At 62.5% G+C, this 18,719-nt stretch carries 17 protein-coding genes; 11 read left to right on the top strand and 6 right to left on the bottom strand.

Annotation, left to right across the window (positions count from 1 at the left end; genetic code table 11):
- Positions 1-8 precede the first annotated feature (8 nt).
- The 8 genes from M1D68_RS00480 (at position 9) to M1D68_RS00445 (ending at position 9,482) form a co-directional block, all read left to right on the top strand.
- Positions 9-461 (top strand): T6SS effector amidase Tae4 family protein, encoded by a 453-nt coding sequence (locus M1D68_RS00480; protein ID WP_420767134.1) that lies wholly within the window; start codon positions 9-11, stop codon positions 459-461.
- Positions 458-883: a hypothetical protein gene (locus M1D68_RS00475; RefSeq protein WP_457968935.1), complete on the top strand. Its 426-nt coding sequence runs from the start codon at positions 458-460 to the stop codon at positions 881-883. The genes M1D68_RS00480 and M1D68_RS00475 overlap by 4 nt, the downstream gene beginning before the upstream one ends.
- Positions 877-1,389, top strand: coding sequence for a type VI secretion system baseplate subunit TssE (tssE, locus tag M1D68_RS00470; RefSeq protein WP_420767132.1), 513 nt, complete (start codon positions 877-879; stop codon positions 1,387-1,389). Before M1D68_RS00475 ends, tssE begins: the two co-directional genes overlap by 7 nt.
- Positions 1,386-3,245, top strand: coding sequence for a type VI secretion system baseplate subunit TssF (gene tssF, locus M1D68_RS00465; protein ID WP_457968933.1), 1,860 nt, complete (start codon positions 1,386-1,388; stop codon positions 3,243-3,245). Before tssE ends, tssF begins: the two co-directional genes overlap by 4 nt.
- Entirely contained in the window at positions 3,209-4,261 is a 1,053-nt protein-coding gene (gene tssG / locus M1D68_RS00460) for a type VI secretion system baseplate subunit TssG (protein WP_434561594.1), read from the top strand. Before tssF ends, tssG begins: the two co-directional genes overlap by 37 nt.
- Positions 4,254-6,944 carry a type VI secretion system ATPase TssH gene (gene tssH / locus M1D68_RS00455; RefSeq protein WP_457968931.1) on the top strand — a complete coding sequence of 897 codons (2,691 nt, stop codon included), beginning with the start codon at positions 4,254-4,256 and terminating at the stop codon, positions 6,942-6,944. Before tssG ends, tssH begins: the two co-directional genes overlap by 8 nt.
- A gap of 159 nt (positions 6,945-7,103) precedes the next feature.
- Positions 7,104-9,041: a type VI secretion system Vgr family protein gene (locus M1D68_RS00450; RefSeq protein ID WP_420767128.1), complete on the top strand. Its 1,938-nt coding sequence runs from the start codon at positions 7,104-7,106 to the stop codon at positions 9,039-9,041.
- 18 nt (positions 9,042-9,059) lie between these two features.
- Positions 9,060-9,482 carry a DcrB-related protein gene (locus M1D68_RS00445; RefSeq protein ID WP_434561590.1) on the top strand — a complete coding sequence of 141 codons (423 nt, stop codon included), beginning with the start codon at positions 9,060-9,062 and terminating at the stop codon, positions 9,480-9,482.
- A gap of 81 nt (positions 9,483-9,563) precedes the next feature.
- Here the strand turns inward: M1D68_RS00445 and M1D68_RS00440 are convergent, their stop codons facing one another.
- The 5 genes from M1D68_RS00440 to M1D68_RS00420 all read right to left on the bottom strand — a co-directional run bounded on the left by M1D68_RS00440 (position 9,564) and on the right by M1D68_RS00420 (position 13,369).
- Complete coding sequence (locus M1D68_RS00440; RefSeq protein WP_420767126.1) at positions 9,564-10,097, bottom strand: hypothetical protein; 534 nt, start codon at positions 10,095-10,097, stop codon at positions 9,564-9,566.
- A complete protein-coding gene (locus M1D68_RS00435) occupies positions 10,094-11,389 on the bottom strand; it encodes a PAAR domain-containing protein (protein ID WP_457968929.1) in 1,296 nt (431 codons plus the stop codon). The genes M1D68_RS00440 and M1D68_RS00435 overlap by 4 nt, the downstream gene beginning before the upstream one ends.
- Before the next feature lie 24 nt (positions 11,390-11,413).
- Positions 11,414-11,848, bottom strand: a complete 435-nt coding sequence (locus tag M1D68_RS00430; protein WP_420767124.1) for a DcrB-related protein — start codon at positions 11,846-11,848, stop codon at positions 11,414-11,416.
- A gap of 296 nt (positions 11,849-12,144) precedes the next feature.
- The gene (locus M1D68_RS00425; RefSeq protein WP_457968927.1) at positions 12,145-12,795 is read right to left on the bottom strand and encodes an HAD family hydrolase; all 651 of its coding nucleotides are present in this window, start codon (positions 12,793-12,795) and stop codon (positions 12,145-12,147) included.
- 28 nt (positions 12,796-12,823) lie between these two features.
- Positions 12,824-13,369 carry a gamma carbonic anhydrase family protein gene (locus M1D68_RS00420; protein WP_457968925.1) on the bottom strand — a complete coding sequence of 182 codons (546 nt, stop codon included), beginning with the start codon at positions 13,367-13,369 and terminating at the stop codon, positions 12,824-12,826.
- Between the two features lie 99 nt (positions 13,370-13,468).
- On the opposite strand from M1D68_RS00420, the gene prlC reads away from it, so the two are divergent.
- From prlC to M1D68_RS00405, 3 genes are all read left to right on the top strand, one after another.
- Complete coding sequence (gene prlC, locus M1D68_RS00415; protein WP_434649638.1) at positions 13,469-15,520, top strand: oligopeptidase A; 2,052 nt, start codon at positions 13,469-13,471, stop codon at positions 15,518-15,520.
- Positions 15,517-15,795 carry a YheV family putative zinc ribbon protein gene (locus M1D68_RS00410; protein ID WP_420767120.1) on the top strand — a complete coding sequence of 93 codons (279 nt, stop codon included), beginning with the start codon at positions 15,517-15,519 and terminating at the stop codon, positions 15,793-15,795. The genes prlC and M1D68_RS00410 overlap by 4 nt, the downstream gene beginning before the upstream one ends.
- Positions 15,796-15,910: 115 nt before the next feature.
- Positions 15,911-17,926: a M3 family metallopeptidase gene (locus M1D68_RS00405; protein ID WP_457968923.1), complete on the top strand. Its 2,016-nt coding sequence runs from the start codon at positions 15,911-15,913 to the stop codon at positions 17,924-17,926.
- Here the strand turns inward: M1D68_RS00405 and M1D68_RS00400 are convergent.
- Positions 17,902-18,582 carry a dual specificity protein phosphatase family protein gene (locus M1D68_RS00400; RefSeq protein ID WP_420767118.1) on the bottom strand — a complete coding sequence of 227 codons (681 nt, stop codon included), beginning with the start codon at positions 18,580-18,582 and terminating at the stop codon, positions 17,902-17,904. The genes M1D68_RS00405 and M1D68_RS00400 overlap by 25 nt on opposite strands.
- Positions 18,583-18,719: the final 137 nt, after the last annotated feature.

Raw genomic sequence — 18,719 nt, 5'->3', positions numbered from 1 at the left:
TCTGAGTCATGGCCAAGCCTGCGTTTATCAATTTGTGGAAAGCGTATTCCGATTTGCGGATAACCCATCCCGATGCAAAGCCTTGCGACGGTCCGTGGGCCAACCAGTGCGCCATACGCATGAGCGTGACGCTCAATGCCGAGAAGACTATCAAAGTCAATAAATTCACCTACACCGAACCCAAGTGTGCCCACGAACACGCCAGGGGCGCCGAATCGTTGGCGAACTGGTTGTGGAAGCACCATCTGGGGCGTCCTACCATCCTCAGCAATAGCGCCGCCGACCGGCAGAAGTTGATGAGCAAGACCGGGTTGATATTCTTCAAAGACTGTTATCGGCAACAGGGCCAGACCGAGGAAAACCGCACCGGCGATCACATCGATCTATGGAACCGGGGCGTGACTCAAACCGGTGATCTCTTCTACAGGTCCAAGGCTGTCTGGTTCTGGGAGCTGACATGATGAAAAAGCACCTGCTCGCTGCTTGCCTGGCGATGAATCTGGTTTGCCTGAGCGCATGTGCCGAACATACCGAGACGACGGCAACCCGAGCTGTTTTCGTTGGGCAAGCACTTAGCCTGATTGACGATCAAGGCCAGTGCGCACTGCTCAAATCCGACCAGAGCCGCATGCAATTGGATATGGAATGGCCCTGCAGCTTTATGTTGGACAAGCAGCAGCTGCGCGTGGAGAAGTTCAACGAAGTACCGATATTTGCGGTTTGGCGTAGCGAGCAAATGCCCGCGCCCAGTCGCGATTGCATCACCAAGATGCAGGCTATCCGTCAGATGCCGCAGGGCTTTGAAGCAGCTCCGGTAAGCATCTATGCATTCTGCGGCCCGGGAGCGGACCAGAAAATGTACGTAGCGCCATTCACGTGGTAACCGAAATCGCCACCCGCGATCGCTTGCAACCGTCCCTGCTGGACCGGCTGACCGACGACGATCCGACCAACCCCAAGGAAAGCGCCGACAAGCGCGTGCTTTCCCTGACGCAATTGAAAGCCTCGGTGCTGCGTGACCTGGCGTGGCTGCTCAACACCACCTCGCTGCTCGACGGCGATGCCACGCTGCACACGCCGGCGGGCACGTCGGTGGTGAATTTCGGCCTGCCGGCGCTGGCGGGCAACAGCGCGTCGAACGTCGACGTCGCCGCCCTGGAAACCTTGATCCATCAGGCCATCGCCACGTTCGAACCGCGCATCCTGCGTCACACGTTGCGCGTGCGAGCCCGGGCGACGGCCGAGATGAACCACAACGCCCTGAGCTTCGAGATCGAAGGCGACCTCTGGGCGCAGCCGGTGCCGCTGCGCCTGATGCTGCAAACCGACCTGGACCTGGAAACCGGCCACGTGCGCGTCGTCAACGCCGACCAGCGGAGACGCCCATGAACCCGCGCCTGCTGGAGCTGTACAACCAGGAACTGCACCACGTGCGCGAAAGCGCCGCGGAGTTCGCCAAGGAATACCCCAAGATCGCCAGCCGGCTGACCTTGGCCGGGATGGACTGCGCCGACCCGTATGTCGAGCGCCTGCTGGAAGGCTTCGCCTATCTGACGGCGCGGGTACAACTCAAGCTCGACGCCGAGTACCCGACCTTCACCCACAACCTGCTGGAAATCGCCTACCCGCACTACCTGGCGCCGACGCCGTCGATGACCGTGGTGCAGATGCAGGCCGACCCGGACGAAGGCTCGCTGAGCAGCGGTTTCCCGCTGCCCCGCGATACCGTACTGCGCGCCGCCCTGGGTCGCGAATCCCAGACTTGCTGCGAGTACCGCACCGCTCACCCGGTGACGTTGTGGCCGTTGCAGGTCAGCCAGGCCGAATATTTCGGCAACCCGTCCGCCGTGCTCGGGCGCCTGGCCGCCAGCGAACCGAAAGCCAAGGCCGGCCTGCGCCTGACCCTGCGCACCGGCGCCGAGCTGCCGTTCAACAGCCTGGCCCTGGACAACCTGCCGCTGTACCTCAGCGGCGCCGACGAACAGCCCTTCCGCCTTTACGAACAGCTGCTGGGCAACGCATGCGCGGTGTACGCGCGCCAGCCCGGCGGCAATTGGGTCGAGCGGTTGCCCCAGGATGCATTGCGTTCCCAAGGCTTCGATGACGCCGAGGCCGCATTGCCGGTGGTGTCGCGGGCGTTCCAGGGCTATCGCCTGTTGCAGGAATACTTCGCCCTGCCCCATCGTTTCCTGTTCGTCGACTTCACCCAGCTCAGCCGTGCGGTCAAGCGTTGCGAAGGCCAGGAGCTGGAATTGATCGTGCTGTTCGACCGTCACGATCCGAGCCTGGAAGGCAGCGTTGGCGCTTCGCAGTTCCTGCCGTTCTGCACCCCGGCGATCAACCTGTTTCCCAAGCGCCTGGACCGCATTCACTTGTCGGACCGCGTCAACGAACATCACGTGATCGCCGACCGCACCCGGCCGATGGATTTCGAAGTGCATTCGCTGACGGGGCTGACCGGCCACGGCACCGGGCCGGAGCAACCGTTCCTGCCGTTCTATGCCGTGCGCGATCCGTCCCGCTATGGCCGCGACAAAGCCTATTACACGGTACGCCGTGAGCCCCGCGTGCTGTCCAGCGACCAGCGCCGCAACGGCCCGCGCTCGACCTACGTCGGCAGCGAGACCTTTGTCAGCCTGGTGGACAGCCAGCAAGCGCCCTATCGCCACGACTTGCGCCAGCTGGGGGTGACCGCGCTGTGCACCAACCGCGACCTGCCGCTGTTCATGAGCGTGGGCAACGGCAAGACCGATTTCACCCTGGCCGACAGTGCGCCGGTGGGCGCGGTGCGTTGCGTGGCAGGTCCCAGTCGCCCACGGGCCAGCCATGCCCATGACGCCAAGGCCTGGCGATTGATCAGCCAGTTGTCGCTGAACTACTTGTCGTTGAGCGAACAGGGCCAAGGCGCCGCCGCCCTGCGTGAGCTGCTGCGACTGTACGGCGACAGCAACGACGCCGCGCTGCAATTGCAGATCGAAGGCTTACGGGAGGTCAGCAGCAAGGCGTGCACCCGACGCCTGCCGATGCCCGGCCCGATCGTCTTTGGGCGTGGCCTGGAGATCACCCTGGAATTCGATGAAAACGCGTTTCGCGGCACCGGGGTGTTCCTGCTCGGCGCGGTACTGGAGCGCTTCCTGGCACGCTACGTGTCGATCAACAGTTTTACCGAGACGGTGATCCGTACCACCGAACGCGGCGAGATCATGCGATGGAAAGCCAAGCCCGGACGTCGTCCGACCCTTTGAGTACCCTGGAGGCGATGCACCAGGAACCCTGGGAATACGACTTTTTCCAGGCGTTGCGGCGCATCGAATGTGAAACCCCCGAACTGCCGCGCCTGGGCCATTCCCTGCGCCTGGCCGATGACCCGTTGCGCCTCGGGCAACAGGCCGACTGTACCTTCGCCCCGGCGACCCTGGCCTCGGTGCAACCGGGCGTGGACGGCGCGCCCGCGCGCCTGGAACAGTTCTTCTTCGGCCTCGGCGGCCCCAACGGCCCGATGCCGCTGCACATCACCGAATACGTGCGCGAACGCCAGCGCAACAATGGCGACAGCACCAGCAAGCGCTTCCTCGACGTGTTCCACCATCGCCTGCTCAGTCTGTTCTACCGGGCCTGGGCCGAAGCGCGGCCGACCGTCAGCCACGATCGCCCGGACGATGACTATTGGTCGGCGCGCCTGGCGGCACTCAGCGGCCGGGGCATGCCGAGCCTGCTCAACCAAGGGTTGATCCCCGACACGGCGAAGCTGCACTACAGTGGCCACCTCTCGGCGCAAACCCGTTATCCGGACGGCCTGAAGGCGATCCTCAGCGAGTATTTCGGCCTGCCGGTGGAAATCGAAGAATACGTCGGCCAGTGGCTGGAACTGCCGGAGCGCAGCCGCGTCGGTGTCAGCGCCCATCAGTTGGGCGTGGACTTCTGCCTGGGCCGTTTCGTGTGGGACCGCCAGCACAAATTCCGCATTCGCCTGGGCCCGCTCAAGCTCGATGACTACATGGGCATGCTGCCCGGCAGCCAACCGTTCAACGAGCTGGTGGCCTGGGTCGCGGAATACCTGGGACACGAGCTGGACTGGGACCTGAACCTGGTGCTGGAACAGCCCGAAGTGCCCCCACTACAACTCAATGGCCGTTTCCGCCTGGGCTTCAACACCTGGCTGGGACGACCTGAAAAAGATGCCAACGATCTAATACTGGCCCGGCATTACGCCGAACAGGCCAACACCTCACAGACCTCAAGGAGCCATGAGCATGGGTGAAATCAGTCGCGCCGCGTTGTTCGGCAAACTCAACAGCGTGGCCTACAAAGCCATCGAAGCCGCCACCGTGTTCTGCAAATTGCGCGGTAACCCTTATGTGGAGCTGGCCCACTGGTTTCATCAATTGCTGCAACTGCAGGACTCGGACCTGCACCGCATCATCCGCCAGTTCAACATCGAGCCGGCGCGCCTGGCCCGTGACCTGACCGAGGCACTGGATCGTTTGCCACGCGGTTCGACATCAATCACCGACCTGTCCTCCCACGTTGAAGAAGCCGTGGAACGTGGCTGGGTCTACGGCAGCCTGATGTTCGGCGAAAGCCAGGTGCGCACCGGTTATTTGGTGCTGGGCATCCTCAAGACGCCGAGCCTGCGCCACGCGCTGCTGGGCCTGTCGTCGGAGTTCGACAAAGTCAAGGTTGAAGCCTTGAGCGAACGCTTCGATGAATACGTTGGCGACTCGCCGGAAAACGCCCTGGCCGCCAGCGACGGTTTCAACGCCGGCGCGGTGCCGGGCGAGGCCAGCGGCGCGATGGCCCCTAGCGCCATGGGCAAGCAGGAAGCGCTCAAGCGCTTTACCGTTGACCTCACCGAGCAGGCTCGCAGCGGCAAGCTCGACCCCATCGTCGGCCGTGACGAAGAGATCCGCCAACTGGTGGACATCCTCATGCGCCGTCGGCAGAACAACCCGATCCTCACCGGTGAAGCCGGCGTGGGCAAGACCGCCGTGGTCGAAGGCTTTGCCTTGCGCATCGTCGCCGGCGACGTGCCGCCGTCCCTCAAGGACGTGGAGCTGCGCAGCCTCGACGTGGGCCTGTTGCAGGCCGGCGCGAGCATGAAAGGCGAATTCGAGCAACGCTTGCGCCAGGTCATCGAAGACGTCCAGGCCTCGCCCAAGCCGATCATCCTGTTCATCGACGAAGCCCACACCCTGGTGGGTGCCGGTGGCGCCGCCGGCACGGGCGACGCGGCCAACCTGCTCAAGCCGGCCCTGGCCCGCGGCACCTTGCGCACCGTGGCCGCCACGACCTGGGCCGAGTACAAGAAGCACATCGAAAAAGACCCCGCCCTGACCCGCCGCTTCCAAGTGGTGCAAGTCGCCGAACCGTCTGAAGACAAAGCCCTGCTGATGATGCGGGGCGTGGCCTCGACCATGGAAAAACACCATCAGGTGCAGATCCTCGACGAAGCCCTGGAAGCCTCGGTCAAGTTGTCCCACCGCTACATTCCCGCGCGCCAGTTGCCGGATAAATCCGTGAGCCTGCTGGACACCGCCTGCGCCCGCGTCGCCATCAGCCTGCACGCCGTGCCCGCCGAAGTGGACGATAGCCGCCGCCGTATCGAAGCGCTGGAAACCGAGCTGCAAATCATTGCCCGCGAGCACGCCATCGGCGTGGCCATCGGCAGCCGCCAGACCCAGAGCGAAAGCCTGCTGGGCGCCGAGCGTGAGCGTCTGGCGGAGCTGGAAAGCCGCTGGGCCGAAGAGAAAACCCTGGTGGACCAATTGCTGGAAACCCGCGCCACCCTGCGCGAGCGCGTCGGCGCGGTGGACAGCGAAGACCGCAGCGAAGCTTCTGACAACGAAAGCCACGCCCTGCGCGAGAAACTGGTGGACCTGCAACAGCGCCTGACCGCCCTGCAAGGTGAAAACCCATTGATCCTGCCGACCGTGGATTATCAGGCCGTGGCCTCGGTGGTTGCCGATTGGACCGGTATCCCGGTGGGCCGCATGGCCCGCAACGAGCTGGAAACCGTGCTCAACCTCGACCAGCACCTGAAAAAACGCATCATCGGCCAGGACCATGCCTTGCAGATGATCGCCAAGCGCATCCAGACCTCCCGCGCCGGCCTCGACAACCCGAGCAAGCCGATTGGCGTGTTCATGCTCGCCGGCACCTCCGGCGTGGGCAAGACCGAAACCGCCCTGGCCCTGGCCGAAGCCATGTACGGCGGCGAGCAGAACGTCATCACCATCAACATGAGCGAGTTCCAGGAAGCCCATACCGTGTCCACCCTCAAGGGCGCGCCACCGGGCTACATCGGCTACGGCGAAGGCGGCGTGCTGACCGAAGCCGTGCGGCGCAAACCGTACAGCGTGGTGCTGCTGGACGAGGTTGAAAAAGCCCACCCGGACGTACATGAGATCTTTTTCCAGGTATTCGACAAGGGCGTGATGGAAGACGGCGAAGGCCGGGTGATCGACTTCAAGAACACCCTGATCCTGCTGACCACCAACGCCGGCACCGAGCTGATCGCCCAGGTATGCAAGGACCCGCAGAACGTGCCCGAGCCTGAAGAGATCGCCAAGGCCCTGCGCCAACCGCTGCTGGAAATTTTCCCGCCGGCGCTGCTGGGTCGCCTGGTGACGATCCCGTATTACCCGCTCAGCGACGAGATGCTCAAGGCCATCACCCGCCTGCAACTCAACCGCATCAAGAAGCGCGTGGAGAGCACCCATAAAGTGGCCTTCGACTACGACGACGCGGTGATCGACCTGATCGTCTCGCGTTGCACCGAAACCGAAAGCGGCGGGCGCATGATCGACACCATCCTGACCAACAGCCTGCTGCCGGACATGAGCCGCGAGTTCCTCACCCGCATGCTCGAAGGCAAGGCCATGGCCGGCGTGCGGATCAGCGCGGTGGACAATGAACTGAAGTACGATTTCAGCGATGCGGCCTGACTTCAGGTAACACCGCACGACCCTGTGGGAGCGAGCCTGCTCGCGAATGCAATCTGTCAGTGACATCCTTGTTGACTGACACACCGCTTTCGCGAGCAGGCTCGCTCCCACAAGGGCTATTCGGTTCCGTCAGTTATTACCCTTTACATGAGATCACCGATGCTATTCAACCAAGCCTCACGCCTGGCCAAGATCACCAGCCCGCTGGGGCCCGAGGTGTTGTTGCTCAAGGACATGGGCGGCGGCGAAGAGCTGGGGCGGCTGTTCAACTATGAGTTGCAGCTGCACTCGCTGGACAACGCCATCGACCTCAATCAGGTGCTCGGCAAACCGATGTGCGTGAGCGTTCAGCTGGACGGTGGCGGCGAACGGCATTTCCACGGCATCGTTGCGCGCTTCAGCCAGAACGTCGACCAGGGCCAATTCGCCAGTTACCAGGCCACGCTGCGCCCTTGGTTGTGGCTGCTGACACGCACTTCCGACTGCCGGATTTTCCAGAACCTGACCATCCCGCAGATCATCAAGCAGGTGTTTCGCGACCTGGGTTTTTCCGACTTCGAAGACACCCTCAGCCGCCCGTATCGCGAGTGGGAATACTGCGTCCAGTACCGCGAGACCAGCTTCGATTTCGTCAGTCGACTGATGGAACAGGAAGGCATCTACTACTTTTTCCGCCATGAACAGGGCCGTCATGTGCTGGTGCTGGCCGACGCCTACGGCGCCCACACCACGGCGCCCGGCTATGGATCGGTGCCTTACTACCCGAAGAACGAGCAGCAGCGCGAGCGCGACCATATCCACGACTGGCACCTAGCTCAGGAAGTCCAGCCGGGTTCGCTGGAGCTTAACGACTATGATTTCCAGCGCCCCAGCGCGCGCATCGACGTGCGCTCGGCCATGCCCCGCCCGCACGCTGCCGGCGACTATCCGCTGTTCGATTACCCGGGCACCTACGTGCAAAGCGAAGACGGCGAGCACTACGCCCGCACCCGAATCGAAGCCTTGCAGACCCAGCACGAGCAGGTCGAGCTGGCGGGCAACGCCCGGGGCCTGGGGTCGGGGCATCTGTTCAGCCTCACCGGCTTCACCCGACAGGACCAGAACCGCGAATACCTGATCGTCGGCGCCCGCTATTACATCTCCCAGGAAAGCGGCGAGAGCGGCGTCGGCGCGCCTTCGGCACAGTTCGAAAGCAGCCTGACCTGTATCGACGCCCAACAGAGCTTCCGGCCGATGGCGATCACCCACCGGCCCATCGTCAAGGGACCGCAGACCGCGTTGGTGGTCGGCCCCAAGGGCGAGGAAATCTGGACCGATCAGTTCGGCCGGGTGAAGGTGCACTTCTATTGGGACCGGCACGACCAATCCAACGAAAACAGCTCGTGCTGGATTCGCGTGTCGCAGTCCTGGGCCGGCAAGAACTGGGGCTCGATGCAGATTCCGCGCATCGGCCAGGAAGTCATCGTGAGCTTCCTCGAGGGCGACCCTGACCGGCCGATCATCACCGGTCGTGTCTACAACGCCGAGCAGACCGTGCCCTACGACCTGCCTGAAAATGCCACCCAGAGCGGCATGAAGAGCCGTTCGAGCAAAGGCGGCACGCCGGCGAACTTCAACGAAATCCGCATGGAAGACAAGAAAGGCGCCGAGCAGTTGTACATCCACGCCGAGCGCAACCAGGACATCGTGGTCGAGGTGGACGAAAGCCATTCGGTGGGCCACGACCGCAACAAAAGCATTGGCCACAACGAAACCGTGACCATCGGCAACAACCGCCTGCGCATCGTCAAGCAGGAGGACATTTTGTCGGTGGGCCAGCGCAAGACCGACAGCATCAGCCAGAGCTACGTCATCGAAGTGGGCGAGAACCTGCGCCTGGTGTGCGGTGAAAGCATCCTGGAGCTCAATGCCAGCGGCCAGATCAACCTGACCGGCGTGCAAATCAGCTTTTACGCCAGCGGCGATGCCGAATTCAACACCGGCGGCGTGCTGCACCTGAACAATGGCGGCGGCCCCGGCGCCACGCCGGACGGCCAGGGCGTCAAGGCCAGCATCGACGCGAACGTCGCCGCCGCGTTCCCGGCGCCCAAGGGCTAATTCAGAGAACCAAGCACCATGACTTACCGCCTCAACGAATTCCAGCTGCAACTGCCGCCCGCCGAGTTGCTCGACGCCTCGATCAATATCCTCAAGTTCCCTGAACTGGGCACGTCGCTGATCGTCAGCCGCAGCCTGCTGGCCGAGGGTGAAACCTTGCAAAGCAATCTCGACGAGCAGCTCAAGCGCTTGGAGAAACAAGTCCAGGACCTGCGCTGCCAGCCGGGCGCCACCCTGCGCGTGGGTGCGAACCAGGAAGTCGAAGCCATTGAATTGCGCAGCCAGTTCAACAAGGGCAACGAGAAGGTCTTCCAGTATCAACTGGCGCTGGTATTGCCGGGCACGCGCAAGATGCTTGCCTTGAGCTATGTAAAAGCCCAGAAGCTGGGCGATGCCGAGGCAGCGCACTGGGCGACGATCAAGGGCTCGTTGACGTTTTGATGCGCAGGCGTGAACCCCTCGCTACAGAGCGGCTTCGTACCTGCGATGTCGGCTTTTTGTCCTGACCAGGCAATGGCCGGCTCAGATATTGGCCGGCACGAAATCCGGCCCGCCCAACTTGTCCCGCACCATCACCGCCGAACGCATCAAGGGCGTCCACATGCCGTCCGGGCTGTTCCACGCCGCACCGGCCCACCGCGTATCGGCCACCAGTTCGGCCTTGTGGTTTTCCAACAGGCGCTTGAGGGCCAAGGCGACGCCGCCCATGTCCACGTCGAACAGATCGCCGTAGGGGCCCAGCGGCTGCTGGCGCTGCTTGTCCTGGCAGAAACGGTAATACCAGACCCAATCGGCAGCGATGTAGATCGCCCGTGTCCGGTCTGGATATGTCGCCAGCATCCGCAACAGGCCCGCCACGAATCGCGCCGGGAAACTCGGGTCATGGGTCTGGAGCCAGTAGGGCATGATCAACCGGTCGAACGCCGCGACTACGTTTTGGGGCTCGTCGTTGTCGTTCTTGGCCTCGAGAAAGTAGAACGGCTCGCCCACCAGGAATTTATCCAATTCATCATTGGCGAGGGCCAACAGCAGCACGTTGTCTTGCGGGTTGTTCATTGGATTCTCACTACGTCTCGGGTCGTCATCAGCGCATTGATGTCGTTGCCGTGGGCGATGGGTACGTTGTCCAGCACGGCTTCACGCATGCCGCCTGGATGGGTCAGGCCGCCGGGTCGCCATAGGGAGTTCACGCCGCCCTCGTTGCCGGTCGGCATCAGCACCTTGGGCTTGTCCAGGTTCATCATGTAGATGTCCTTGCCCACCAGCGATCCCGGATCGTAACCCAAGGCCGATTCCAGTACCGAAACGTCGCCGGTTTTTTTGTACTCGGCGACTACCGCGTTCAGGTCCGACTTCGCCATGACGAACTTGTTCGGGTTGAACGACCCGTATTTGGGGTTGGAAATATCGTCGGCGGTGAAGAGGAAACTGCCGCCCTCATCCTCGAAGGTCTTGAGGTGCTTGTCGATGTATGGGCCCTCGAGATAGTCGCTCGGCGGTGGCCGGCTGCCCTTGGGGATCGCCATGATATCGGCCTCGGTCGTGCCTGGCTTGTAGGCCGCGACACGCGGTTTTGGCCCCGCGCCGAGACGCGCCATTTTCGGCCCCAGCCCCAGCAGCGCCATGCCGGCGATGCCTTGAAGCAGATCGCGATAACCGGGGCCGAGGCGGTCGCCCAGGTCGCCCAGCAGCGCCATGCCGCCCATCATGGCGCCACCGATGACCACGAACCCGGCAAAAGCCGCCGCCCCGGCCATCGCCGCCAACACGGCGGCAGCGCCCATGGCCACCAACCCCAATGCTTCAAGTCCGGTGTGCAGCCAGCCTTCGATGTCGAGGACAAACGCCACCGAGACCGTCGGCCCGCCGATGAATGTATTCGCGCTGCCAGTCTTGATGTGGGCGCCGCAGACCATCTTGCTCTGCAACCGCGCCGCCGGTTTCCCATTGATGTAGACCGTGGCGCTGCCTTCGGCAATCAGCACCGGGAACGGCCAGATCGGATGGTTCATCGGCAGCCCCGTGCAACCGGCCGACAGGTCGACACCAGCGCGCATGGCATTGCGTCGGTTGATGTGCACGTTGAGACTGCCCATGATCAACGCCCCTGTCGTGGGCTCGGGCAAGTTGAAAATGGTGTTCAGGCCCTTGAGGATCTGGAACATCGACAACCCGCCGGCGGCAATCGAACCGGCCATGATTGCCAGCGCCACGCCCCCGGTCGCCACGGTGGCCGCCACCACCGCCGCGCCGATCAATGCCCCGGCCACGGCACCGGCGACCATCGCGGCGACACCAAAACCGTGGGCTATTTCATCGCCAAGGCGCGCAGCAGCCAGCATGTCCATTGCGTTGTCTTCTTCCTGGAATGATCAGGCGGTCGCCGGCAAGACCTTGAAGGAATGCATGGCCGCTTTCCAGGCCGGCTCGTGAAACACGAGATCGTTCGGCGTTGTCGTCAGCGTGGTAATCAGCCCCACGGGCTGGCGGTCGATAAACACCTGGCGCAGCATCAACTCGCGCCCTTCGCGCTGCCAGCTGTAATCAAGCAACACTGCGGCGCGCTCGTGCAGCAAGAAATCCCAACGCTTGATCAGCTTGAAACCCGGTAACTGCTGTTCGGCGCTCGCCAGTTGTTGGTCGACATAGTCGTTGAACGGCGTATCGCCCCGGCTCGGATCGCGGCTGATGACGAAACTGGCTTCCTTGGCACCGCCAACGGCAGGCAGCTTGAAGATATTGATGCTCTGGTCCTGCCAACTGTCAGGGATGTCGAGATCGGCTTCGTGGAGGCGGTAGAGCGTCATGATTCGGGTCGTTTCCAGGCAGAGGGAGGCATCAACGAGCGAGAGATCTTCAAGCAATGAATGGCAACAATCAAGGTGCCTGGAGAGAGCGTTTTCGAGGCCATGACGCCAGTCTCATTTTTAGGTAGCACCCAGAGGGACGGCCCAACGACGCCCTCGGTCCCGTGACGAGCGAGCTTGCTCCCGCTCGGTTGCGCAGCGAACGCAAGATTATTAGGGCCGCTGCGCTGCCCAGCGCGAGCAAGCTCCCTCGCCACGGGCCCTAGGCAAGCTGTCAGGCTTTGTCGATGTCTTGATCAGGTTCGCAGGAATGCCCGGTGCAGGTCATCCAACGTCTGGAAGTGGTGCACCGGGTTTTCCGCGCTCAATTCCTCGAAACTGCCAAACCCATACCCCACTGCTGCCGCGTCCAGGCCGTTGCTGCGGGCACCGATCAGGTCGTGTTTGCGATCGCCGATCATCAGGGTGGCGGCCGGGTCCAGGCTTTCTTCGGCCATGAGATGGGCGATGAGCTCGACCTTGTCTGTGCGGGTGCCGTCCAGTTCGCTGCCGTAGATCACCTTGAAGTGCTTGGCGAAGTCGAAATGGCGGGCAATTTCCCGGGCGAAAACCCAGGGCTTGGACGTGGCGATGTACAGCTGCCGGTTTTGGTCGGCGAGGGTTTCCAGCAGCGGCAGGACGCCATCGAACACGCGGTTTTCGTACAGGCCGGTGACCTTGAAGCGCTCGCGATAGAAAGACACCGCCTCCCAGGCTTTCGCTTCATCGAAGCCGTAGAACTGCATGAAAGCCTGCAACAGAGGCGGGCCGATGAAGTGTTCGAGGCGGGTCAGGTCGGGTTCGTCGATGCCCAGTTTGCTCAGGGCGAACTGGATCGAACGGGTGATGCCTTCCCTGGGGTCGGTAAGGGTGCCGTCGAGGTCGAAGAGTACAGTCTGGTAGTGCATGAAAATTCCTGGGCAGTGGCGGGACGGTTCAGGGCTGGTCGTAGCCTTCGGCCAGATGCAGGTCCTTGAGCTTTACGTAGTTCGCCGCGCTGTAGGTGAAGAATGCGCGTTCCTTGTCGGTCAGCGGGCGGACCTGTTTCACCGGGCTGCCGACGTACAGGAAGCCGCTCTCCAGGCGCTTGCCCGGCGGCACGAGGCTGCCGGCGCCGATGATGACGTCGTCCTCGACCATCGCGCCGTCCATGACGATGCTGCCCATGCCGATCAGAATTCGACTGCCGACGGCGCAACCATGGAGCATGACTTTGTGGGCGATGGTCACGTCATCGCCGATCAATAACGGAAAGCCATCGGGGTTGAACGGGCCGGCGTGGGTGATGTGCAGCACGCAGCCGTCCTGGACGCTGGTGCGCGCGCCAATACGGATGCGGTGCATGTCGCCGCGGATGACCGTCAGCGGCCAGACGGAGCTGTCTTCGCCGATTTCGACGTCGCCGATCACCACCGCGGTGCTGTCGACAAAAGCCCCACGGGCAAGCCGCGGGCTGTGATTCTGGTACGTGCGAAGGGTCACGATAGGCTCTCTCTTATCGGGTGATAGGCGCTGCTAGCTGCGGTGAACGCCGATTGTAATTAAGATGGGCCGATGTTTCTTCCAGCGAAGGTGTCAACCGTGAGCGTGAACAACCCTCTTTTGCAGCCCTACGACCTGCCGCCATTCTCGGCGATCCGCGCCGAACACGTGCAACCGGCCATCGAGCAGATCCTGGCTGACAACCGTGCCGCCATCGCCGAAATCCTCAAGACCCAAGTCAAGCAGCCTACCTGGGCCGGCCTGGTATTGGCGATGGACGAGCTCAACGATCGCCTCGGCGCGGCCTGGAGCCCGGTGAGCCATCTGAACGCCGTGCGCAACAGCCCCGAACTGCGCGAAGCCTACGAGGCGTGCCTGCCGGCGCTCAGTGCCTACTCCACCGAGCTGGGCCAGAACCGCGAGCTGTTCCAGGCCTTCGAAGCCCTGGCGAACAGCCCCGAGGCGGCCGGTTTCGATGTGGCGCAAAAAACCATCCTGGAACATTCCCTGCGCGATTTCCGCCTGTCGGGCATCGACCTGCCGCCCGAGCAGCAGAAGCGCTACGCCGAAGTGCAAAGCAAATTGTCCGAGCTGGGCAGCCGCTTTTCCAACCAGTTGCTCGACGCGACCCAGGCCTGGACCAAGCACGTCACGGACGAGGCCGCCCTCGCCGGCCTGACCGACTCGGCCAAGGCGCAAATGGCTGCCGCCGCCCAGGCCAAAGGGCTGGATGGCTGGCTGATCAACCTGGAATTCCCTAGCTACTACGCCGTGATGACCTACGCCGAAGACCGCGCCCTGCGCGAAGAAGTCTACGCGGCCTACTGCACCCGCGCCTCGGACCAGGGCCCGAACGCCGGTCAGAACGACAACGGCCCGGTGATGGAACAGATCCTCGACCTGCGCCAGGAACTGGCCCACCTGCTGGGCTTCGCCAATTTCGCCGAGTTGAGCCTGGCGACCAAGATGGCCGAGTCCAGCGACCAGGTGCTCAGCTTCCTGCGTGACCTGGCCAAGCGCAGCAAACCGTTTGCCGCCCAGGACCTGGAGCAATTAAAGGCGTTCGCCGCCGAACAGGGCTGCCCCGACCTGCAAAGCTGGGACAGCGGCTTCTATGGCGAGAAACTCCGCCAGCAGCGCTACAGCGTCGCCCAGGAAGCCCTGCGCGCCTACTTCCCGATCGATAAGGTGCTGAGCGGCCTGTTCACCATTGTGCAGCGCCTCTATGGGATCGAGATCGCCGAACTGAAGGGCTTCGACAGCTGGCACCCTGATGTGCGCCTGTTCGAGATCAAGGAAAACGGCCAGCACGTCGGCCGGTTCTTCTTCGACCTCTATGCCCGCGCCAACAAGCGTGGCGGCGCCTGGATGGACGGCGCACGTGATCGCCGCCGCACCGTCGACGGCGTCTTGCAAAGCCCGGTCGCCAACCTGGTGTGCAACTTCACCCCGGCCGACAGCGGCAAGCCGGCGCTGCTGACCCACGACGAAGTCACCACCTTGTTCCACGAGTTCGGCCATGGCCTGCATCACCTGTTGACCCGCGTCGAACATGCCGGCGTGTCCGGCATCAACGGTGTGGCTTGGGACGCCGTGGAGCTGCCTAGCCAGTTCATGGAAAACTGGTGCTGGGAACCCGAAGGCCTGGCGCTGATTTCCGGCCATTATGAAACCGGCGAACCGCTACCCCAGGACCTGCTGGAGAAAATGCTCGCGGCGAAGAATTTCCAGTCCGGCCTGATGATGGTTCGCCAGTTGGAGTTCTCGCTGTTCGACTTCGAGCTGCACGCCACCCACGGCGACGGCCGTAACGTATTGGAAGTGCTCGAAGGCGTGCGCGACGAGGTGTCGGTGATGCGTCCGCCGGCCTACAACCGCTTCCCCAACAGTTTTGCGCACATCTTCGCTGGCGGCTACGCGGCGGGTTACTACAGCTACAAATGGGCGGAAGTGCTATCGGCCGATGCGTTCTCCAAGTTCGAAGAGGACGGTGTGCTCAACGCCGACACCGGTCGCGCCTTCCGCGAAGCGATCCTGGCGCGCGGCGGCTCCCAGGAGCCAATGGTGCTGTTCGTCGACTTCCGTGGCCGCGAGCCGTCGATTGACGCACTCTTGCGTCATAGCGGCCTGAGCGAGGACGCGGCAGCATGAGCGAGGGGCCTGTGATTACCAAACGACGCTTTATTGCCGGGGCGGTCTGCCCCGCGTGCAGCGAGCCGGACAAGTTGATGATGTGGAACGAAGACGGCGTGCCCCATCGCGAATGCGTGGCCTGCGGTTATTCCGACACGCTCAACGAGCAAGGCCTGTCGGTGCCCAAGGAATTGGGCACCCGGGTCAACACATCGGCGCTCAAGACGCCCGATGCGAAAGTCCAGGCGGTGCAGTTTTTTCCCAACCCGAAATTGAAGAAAAAACCCGACTGACATCTTCGGCATCACCTTCCGGGCCGCTCGGCCCGGAAGCGATACATAGTTACCGCAAGGTTGCCCCCTTTCCTGATCAGACTGACCTGACACGTCCGACTGACAGGAAGCCCCCATGCAACACGCTGATAACCCCCTGCTGCAGCCTTACGACCTGCCGCCCTTTTCGAAGATCCAGGCCGAACACTTCTCCCCGGCCCTTGACCAGATTCTTGCCGAGAGCCGGGCCAAGGTCGCCGAGATCATCGAGACCCAGGCCCCCTTCCCGACCTGGGACGACCTGGTGCTGGCGATGGACGAAATCCATGGGCGACTGAAAGGCTTCGGCTATGTACTGGACCGCATGGCATCCACCAGAAGTGGCGAGGCCTGGGCGCGGGCTTCACTCGACTGCGAGGAGCGCCTGGATGATTTCCAGCGATCGCTGCTGCGCAATACCCAATTGTTTCAACTTTACCAGCGCCTGGCGGACAGTGAGATCGCCGAGCATTTTTCCCCGGTCAGGAAAAGAACGCTGAAAAAAATCCTGCGGCAGTGGCACCGGGACGGGATGGGCTCCGCCGCGCAGGAAACCCTGGAAGATTTGAAGGCGCGTATGGAGGGTGCGCGAAGCCTGTTCTTGGAACACTTGCATGAGGCAAACAAGGCCTGGAGCAAGTCCTTCCAGGATGAAGCAGCATTGGGCGGGCTGCCCGTTGCGTTCAAGCAGCAAATGGCCAGGCAAGCGCGCGAACAGGGCCAGTCCGGTTGGTTGCTGACACTTGACGATGAATCGTTTCGCATCGTCACCCGCTATGCCGACGACTCCAGCCTGCGCAAGCAAATGTACGTCGCCTACAGCACGCGCGCTTCGGATCAAGGACCCCATGCCGGGATTTACGACAACGGCGGAGTGCTGCGCCAGTTGCTCAAGGATCGCCATGAATTCGCGACGCTGCTCGGCTATTCGAATTACGCGCAGATGGCGATCGAGCCGGAGCAAGCACAGTCACCAGAGGAGGTCCTGACATTTCTCAACGGGCAGCTCGAACAGCACCAAGCCTCGTTCGACGAGGACAGGAAGCAGCTCGATGCATTCGCCAGGACGCAAGGTTTCAGCAAGGTGGAGCCTTGGGATTATCTCTACCTGGCCCAGCAGCTTCGTCGGCAAACGGCCGGCGTTTCGGAACAGGACGTCAGCGCCTGGTTCCCGTTGGAGCCGACGTTCGCAAGGTTGCTTTTGGTCGCCCGGGACCTGTTTGGCGTGGATATCATCGAGCGTGCGGACGTGACGACCTGGCACCCGCAGGTGCGGCTTTTCGAGGTCAGCGAGCGAGGCGAAACCGTTGGCTATTTCTATTTCGACCCTTTCGAACACGCGGACCAGAATGGCTTTCCACAAACCAGCACCCTGCGAAACCGCCGCATCACCGCCGAGGGGCGGCCTCGTTATCCTGTGGCAGTGCTGAACGGCTGGTTGCCACAAGGCTCCGCTGCGACCCCGCTGTTGCTGGACCATCGTCAGTTACGAGTGCTTTTTCACGAATTGGGACATTGCCTGCACCATGTGTTGAGCCGGGTCGAATACCGCGACGTGTCGGGCATCATCGAGCTCAGTCGGGACGCCGCCGAATTCGCTGGCGAACTGTTCGAACGGTGGTGCTTCTCCAAACAATTTCTGATCCGAGTATCGAAGCACCACCAGACCGGGGCATCGTTGCCGAACGAAGTCGCCGACCGATTGCTGACGTATCTGAAGACCCAAACCAGTTGGGTCGATGCGGGGCTTTTGCGCGCTGCGTTATTCGACATGGAGCTGCACCGCAGCCACGGCGACGGGCGGACGCCCCAGCAAGTGTTCGATCAGGTCCGCGAGCAAGTCGGCCATTTGCCGGCGTTCGAGAACGAACGCTGGCCCAATGGCCTGGATTACATGGTCACGGGCTATGACGCCGGGATTTATGCCTACGCCTGGTCCCGAACCCTGGCCAAGACCGTATTCAAGCGGTTCAAGCGCAACGGGTTGTTTGACCGAAAGACCGGCAAGGCGCTACGCGAAACGATATTGGAACGCGGCGATTCACGGCCACTGTCCGAGTCCATCGCGGATTTCTTGCAGGCGACCGATCAACGGGAAGGAACAAGCGTCTGAGGGTCGAGATGATGCGCCGTCGTCGTCGAGTTGACCCAGCTCTTGAGCGAGCACAGGGCAAAAACGCTGGTGCTGCAATCGCCGTTCTTCAATGCCGTGCGCAGTTTCTCCACGTCAACCCGCATGACGTAGCGGACCCCGTCCTTGAAAGAGTGACTGTCACCGAAGCCGCCCTCGGTCATCTCGTCCAGCGCGTCCTCCTTGCTCCAGCCCTGGACGACAATCCTGTACATGGCGGCCACTAAGCCGGTGCGGTCCGAGCCATGCTTGCAATGCATGAGCACCGGGCCATGAGCCTCGGCATCCTCGATGGTTCGAAGGGCCTTTAGAATATCGCTGTCGTCGACGTGATTGGTGCGATAAGGCAATTGAACCCGCTCGATGCCCGGAGCCGCCAGCCAACTGGCATCCGAATCGGGCAAGAAGTTGATGACCGTGCCGATATCGAGTCTTTTTAGCAGGGAGACGGCGCCTTCATCCGGCAACGCGCTGCGGTATAGCGTCGGGGACATCTGGTAGAGGTTGTACTGCTTTCCCACCGGCTGGGCCCATTCGGCAGGCCGCGCCTGCGTCGTCTCCGCAGCCTGGGTTGCGGGGGCGGCGAGCATCAGCAGCAGAACCAGGCAGGACACGGGGTGAAGGCGGAACTTGAGCATGGGGCGGCGACCGGAAGACCACGGGGGCTAAGGCGGTCAGTTTCCGGCGGCGTCGGTTAAAAAGCCGTGAGCGGGACGTCAATGTGGCGTGAAGGCTCGATGTTGTTCAAGGAAGCTTGCTCCCGCTCGGTAGCGCA

Source organism: Pseudomonas sp. R4-84 (assembly GCF_054130985.1).
This window is presented reverse-complemented; position numbering and strand designations above follow the sequence as displayed.

Excerpts from the sequence above, each read along its gene's own strand:
- M1D68_RS00480 (WP_420767134.1), top strand. The coding sequence starts at position 9 with ATGGCCAAGCCTGCGTTTATCAATTTGTGGAAAGCGTATTCCGATTTG.
- M1D68_RS00475 (WP_457968935.1), top strand. The coding sequence starts at position 458 with ATGATGAAAAAGCACCTGCTCGCTGCTTGCCTGGCGATGAATCTGGTT.
- tssF (WP_457968933.1), top strand. The coding sequence starts at position 1,386 with ATGAACCCGCGCCTGCTGGAGCTGTACAACCAGGAACTGCACCACGTG.
- tssG (WP_434561594.1), top strand. The coding sequence starts at position 3,209 with ATGGAAAGCCAAGCCCGGACGTCGTCCGACCCTTTGAGTACCCTGGAG.
- tssH (WP_457968931.1), top strand. The coding sequence starts at position 4,254 with ATGGGTGAAATCAGTCGCGCCGCGTTGTTCGGCAAACTCAACAGCGTG.
- M1D68_RS00450 (WP_420767128.1), top strand. The coding sequence starts at position 7,104 with ATGCTATTCAACCAAGCCTCACGCCTGGCCAAGATCACCAGCCCGCTG.
- M1D68_RS00445 (WP_434561590.1), top strand. The coding sequence starts at position 9,060 with ATGACTTACCGCCTCAACGAATTCCAGCTGCAACTGCCGCCCGCCGAG.
- M1D68_RS00440 (WP_420767126.1), bottom strand. The coding sequence starts at position 10,097 with ATGAACAACCCGCAAGACAACGTGCTGCTGTTGGCCCTCGCCAATGAT.
- M1D68_RS00435 (WP_457968929.1), bottom strand. The coding sequence starts at position 11,389 with ATGGACATGCTGGCTGCTGCGCGCCTTGGCGATGAAATAGCCCACGGT.
- M1D68_RS00430 (WP_420767124.1), bottom strand. The coding sequence starts at position 11,848 with ATGACGCTCTACCGCCTCCACGAAGCCGATCTCGACATCCCTGACAGT.
- M1D68_RS00425 (WP_457968927.1), bottom strand. The coding sequence starts at position 12,795 with ATGCACTACCAGACTGTACTCTTCGACCTCGACGGCACCCTTACCGAC.
- M1D68_RS00410 (WP_420767120.1), top strand. The coding sequence starts at position 15,517 with ATGAGCGAGGGGCCTGTGATTACCAAACGACGCTTTATTGCCGGGGCG.
- M1D68_RS00405 (WP_457968923.1), top strand. The coding sequence starts at position 15,911 with ATGCAACACGCTGATAACCCCCTGCTGCAGCCTTACGACCTGCCGCCC.
- M1D68_RS00400 (WP_420767118.1), bottom strand. The coding sequence starts at position 18,582 with ATGCTCAAGTTCCGCCTTCACCCCGTGTCCTGCCTGGTTCTGCTGCTG.